Raw genomic sequence first — 381 nt, forward strand, 5'->3', positions numbered from 1 at the left:
GAGGTGAGGACGCCGCCCAGCGTCGGGTGCCGGGGCACTGGGAGGGTGACCTGATCATCGGGAAGAACGGCACCTCGTGCGCGGCGACGCTGGTGGAGCGGATGAGCGGGTTCACCGGGCTGCTGGCACTGCCCTCGAAACACGCCGAGCCAACCGCTGACGCGGTCATCGAGTTTTTCAACGACCTGCCCGAGATGATGAAGGCATCGTTGGCGTGGGACCAGGGCAGCGAGATGGCCCAGCACGCGAAGGTATCCCTGGCCACGGCGATGCCGGTCTACTTCGCCGATCCCCACTCGCCCTGGCAGAGGCCCAGCAACGAGAACACGAACCGGCTCTACCGGGAGTATCTGCCCAAGGGCACGGTGATCCCCGATCACC

1 protein-coding gene is annotated in these 381 nt (G+C 66.4%); it reads left to right on the plus strand.

Features of this window, described 5'->3' with window-relative positions; translation table 11 throughout:
- The coding region (locus tag GSY69_RS15475; protein ID WP_160954409.1) for an IS30 family transposase at positions 1–381 on the plus strand (381 nt) is incomplete at both ends.

Origin of the sequence: Brevibacterium rongguiense, from assembly GCF_009857845.1 — a bacterium.
Classification (GTDB): Bacteria; Actinomycetota; Actinomycetes; order Actinomycetales; family Brevibacteriaceae; genus Brevibacterium; species Brevibacterium rongguiense.